The organism is Myxococcus sp. AB025B, assembly GCF_006518215.1.
Lineage (GTDB): Bacteria > Myxococcota > Myxococcia > Myxococcales > Myxococcaceae > Myxococcus > Myxococcus fulvus.
In genome coordinates this window covers 1-4,151 of record NZ_SRLW01000500.1, presented here as the reverse complement: position 1 = coordinate 4,151, position 4,151 = coordinate 1, and the positions used below count along the sequence as shown (strand labels likewise).

Sequence of the window (4,151 nt, the reverse complement as noted above, 5' to 3'; positions counted from 1 at the left end):
TCCGCCCCTCACCCAGCGCTCCCCACATCGCGTCCACTTCAATCGGGTCTCCCAGCGACGTCCCCGTCCCGTGCGCCTCCAGGTAGCTGACCTCCGTCGCCTTCACCCCTCCGTTCTCCAGCGCCTGGCGTATCACCGCCTGCTGCGCCATCCCGTTCGGCACCGTCAGCCCGCTGCTCGGACCGTCGTGGTTCACCGCCGTCCCGCGAATCACCGCCAGCACTTCGTTCCCGTCCGCAATCGCGTCCGACAGCCGCTTCAGCACCAGCACGCCGCAGCCCTCGCCGCGCGCATAACCATCCGCCGAGGCATCGAACGTCTTGCAGCGACCCTCGGGAGACAGCGCGCCGCTGCTCGCCAGGTAGACGCTCACCTCCGGGGAGAGGATGAGGTTCACTCCGCCCGCGAGCGCCACGGGGCACTCGCCCAGGCGCAGGCTCTGGATGGCCAGGTGCATCGCCACCAGTGACGACGAGCACGCCGTGTCCACCGCCATGCTTGGGCCCTGGAAGCCCAGCGCGTACGACAGGCGGCCCGCGCTGAAGCACGCCCCCTTCGCCGTGCCGAAGTACGGGTCCAACTGCGACAGGTCCGCGTTCGCGAGCATGCGCTGGCTGTAGTCCGTGTTCATCACGCCCACGAAGACGCCCACGCGCTGCCGACCCCGGCGTTCGACCGGATAGCCCGCGCGCTCCAGCGCCTCCCAGCCGACCTCCAGCAACAGCCGCTGCTGCGGGTCCATCGCCGCCGCCTCGCGCGGGGAGATGCCGAAGAACTGGGCGTCGAACTGGTCCACGTCCTTCAGGAAGCCACCCCGACGGGTGTTGATCTTCCCCGGCACCTGCGGCTTCGGGTCATAGAGCGCGTCCACGTCCCAGCGATTCGCCGGCACCTCCATCGTGGCGTCCACGCCGTCTCGCAACAGCTCCCAGTACGCCTCCGGCGTGGTGACGCCACCCGGGAAGCGGCACGCCATTCCGACGATGGCGATGGGCTCCACGCGGGGCGTCGACTCGGCCTTCTCCAGCCGGGCCTCCAGCTTGCGAATCTTCACGAGCTGCTGCTGCACGATCTGCCGGTAGTTGATGTCCTCGGTCGTCATCTCGATATTCCTCAGGAATCCGTTGCCAGGTCCGCGAGCGCCAGACGGGCCAGCTCCGCGTCGGAGAGTGCGTCGAGGCTCACCTCGAGCTCGCCCTCGCCCGGCACCTCACGCGCCGGGGCGGGCTTCCTCTCGTCGTTGAACTTCAAGACAGCCTCGATGAGGTGGTCGGCGAGGAAGTCCACGTTGGGGTGGTTCATCGCGATGGTCGAAGGCAGCGAGTGCCCCAGCCCGTCCTGCAGGGCGTTGCGCAGCTCGATGGCCATCAGCGAGTCCATGCCCAGGTCCGTGAAGCCCTGGCCCCAATCGACTCCTCCCGCCACGTCCAGGCGGAGCACGCGCCCCACCGCCTCCTGGAGCCTGCGGACGAGCACCTCCCGCCGCTCGTGCGGCAGCGCGCCCTGCAGCTCCGCCAACCACTGCTTCTTCGCCGTCGCCACGGCCGCGCGAGACTCTTCCTTCCGCGCCGGCGCCACCGCCGCGTAGAAGCCCGAGCGCCCCAGTCGTCCGAGGCCCTCGATGTACGCCGGCCACCGGATGTGCATGAGCCCGAGCTGCGCCTGCGAGTGCCCCAGCGCCTTGCCCAACAGCTCCAGGCCCTGCGCCGTCGGCAGCGCGCGGATGCCCCGGCGCTCCAACGCCTTGGCCACCTGCGCGTCCGTGGCCATGCCCACCTCGGCCCACGGGCCCCAGTCCAGCGACAGCGCGGGCAACCCGCGGGAACGACGGACGTGCGCCAGCGCATCCAGGAAGGCGTTCGCCGCCGCGTAGCCACTCTGTCCCGGAGAGCCGAGCAGCGCCGCGGCCGACGAGAAGAGGACGAAGTGCTCCAGCGGCCGGGCCTCCGTGAGGCGGTGGAGGTTCCACGCCCCCGCCACCTTGGGCGCCATCACCCGCTCGAAGCGCTGGGCGTCCTGCTTCACCAGCGCCCCGTCCTCGACGATGCCCGCCGCGTGGAAGATGCCGAGCAGCGGCACCGCCCCCTCGTCGATGCGCGCCAGCAGCGCCGCGACGTCCGCCTCACGCGCCACATCCGCCGAGGCCACCGTGACGCTCGCCCCCGCCTGCTCCAGCTCCGCGAGCACCGTGCGAGCCTCCGCCGTGGGCTCACGTCGTCCCACGAGGACCAGGTGACGCGCGCCGTGCTCCACCAGCCACCGCGCCATCGACAGACCGAGCGCCCCCAGACCTCCCGTAATCAGGTACGTGCCGTCCGCGCGGAAGGAGGTGACCTCCGCGCCACCCTTCGCCCGCTGGAGCTGGGGACGCAGGCGCCGCTCCCGACGGAGGGCCACCTCGACTCCCGGCGTGTCGCTGGAGCGCAGCAGCTCGGTGAGCAGCGAGGACACGCTGCCCTTCACGTCCCGAGGGTCCAGGTCGATGCGGCCGCAGCGCAGCTCACCGTGCTCCAGGTCGATGACCCGGCCCAGGCCCCACAGTGACGCCTGCACGGGCGAGGACACCGCCACGCCATCGGCGGGCTGCGCGCCCTGCGTGACGAGCCACAGCGGAGACTGCGTGCCGCTGGCCACGAGTGCCTGCGTCAGGTGCAGCGCTCCCGCCGTGGCCTGGAGCGTCGCCTGATGCAGGGCCTCGGCGGACCGAGTCTCCTCGGAGGAGGTCTGGTCCAGGCCCCACAGGTAGACAGCGCCCGCGCACGGGGCTCCATTCAGGGCCTCGCGCAGCAGTCGGGTGAAGTCGGCCGGAGCGCTCGCGTCGACCTCGAAGCGCTTCGGGGCCGTGTTCCGGAATCCAGCGCCAGGACGCACGCGGATGACGGAGGCTCCGCGCTCCTCCAGCCGCGTGGCCAGCTGCTCGCCGACGCCTTGCGCGTCCAGCAACAGCAGCCACGGGTGGGACTCGGCCTGGGGCAGCGGCGCGGGCGGCAGGGGCTCGGGGGTCCACGCCACCTCGTAGATGCGCTCCTCGGACTTCTTGTGCGTGCTGGCCTGGAGGACCTCACGGCTGGCGCGACGCGCGTGGAAGCCGAGAATCTCCGCCACCGGGCCGTGCTCATCGAAGAGCTGCACGTCGCCACTGAGGATTTCTTCCGTGATGGCCCGCTCGCCCGCGGTGGACTTCGCGTAGCACCACAGCGCGCCCCGCGGACGGCGGAAGAAGTTGAGCTTCGAGACACTGAACGGAATCGCCAGCGCGTCGGCCAGGCTCGTCGCGTCGCTCACCATCCAGTTGGCGAGCATCTGGAAGCACGAGTCGATGAGGCCCGGATACAGCTGGTAGTTGTCCGGGGAGTCCGGCAGCTCCGGCTGCTGCATCTGGCCGAACGCCTCGTCCTGGCTGCGCTGGAAGGGACCAATCCAGCGGAAGCTCGGGCCCAGCGTGTAGCCCATGGCTCGGAAGAACTTGTAGAAGTCGTCTCCCGAGCGCGACTCGGTGCAGCGCGCCAGCACGGCGTCACGCGCGGGCAGCGTCCTCGGCGTGGACACCTGGGACGGGTCCACTCGCAGCTCACCGGTGCCGTGCAGCACCCAGTCACCGGACTCGCCCTGCGTCATCAGCTTGAGGGAGTAGCCCTCCGCATGCGGCGAGAAGATGAGCTGGAGCGGACGCAGCTCGTCGTCCGCGAGCACCAGCGCCTGGTGGAACGTGAGGTTCTCCAGCGTGCAGGCCTGGGGACCGAAGGTCTCCACGACGGCCGACAGGACCATCGAGAGGTGAGAGGCCGCCGGCGTGACGACCGTGCCGTAGAGACGGTGGTCATCGAGGTACGCCGGACGGAACGCCCCGAGCGTCGTGCTGTAGATGATGTCGTCGAACGCGGGTGAGTACAGCCGGGTCCCGAGGTGCGGCTTGATGGTTCGAGCCTCACGCGGCGCGAGCAGCGCGCTCTGTCCCCGCGGCTCGCGGGTCCACCAGTAGCGCTGCCGCTGGAACGGGTAGGTGGGCAGGGACACGGTGCGGCGCGCGTACGGCTTCTCGTACTCGCTCCACGCCACCTCCACTCCCTTCACGTACAGCGCCCCCAGCGCCTCCAGCGCCGTCTCCCACTCCCCCTTCCCCTTCCTCAGACTCGCCACCCACTCCAGCC

General features: G+C 70.6%; 2 protein-coding genes. Both read right to left on the bottom strand.

Annotated features, from left to right (window positions below; all coding sequences use genetic code 11):
* The coding region (locus FL311_RS41615; RefSeq protein WP_141333155.1) for a polyketide synthase at positions 1–1,102 on the bottom strand (1,102 nt) is incomplete at its 3' end.
* A gap of 11 nt (positions 1,103–1,113) precedes the next feature.
* The coding region (locus FL311_RS41610; protein WP_141333154.1) for a type I polyketide synthase at positions 1,114–4,151 on the bottom strand (3,038 nt) is incomplete at its 5' end.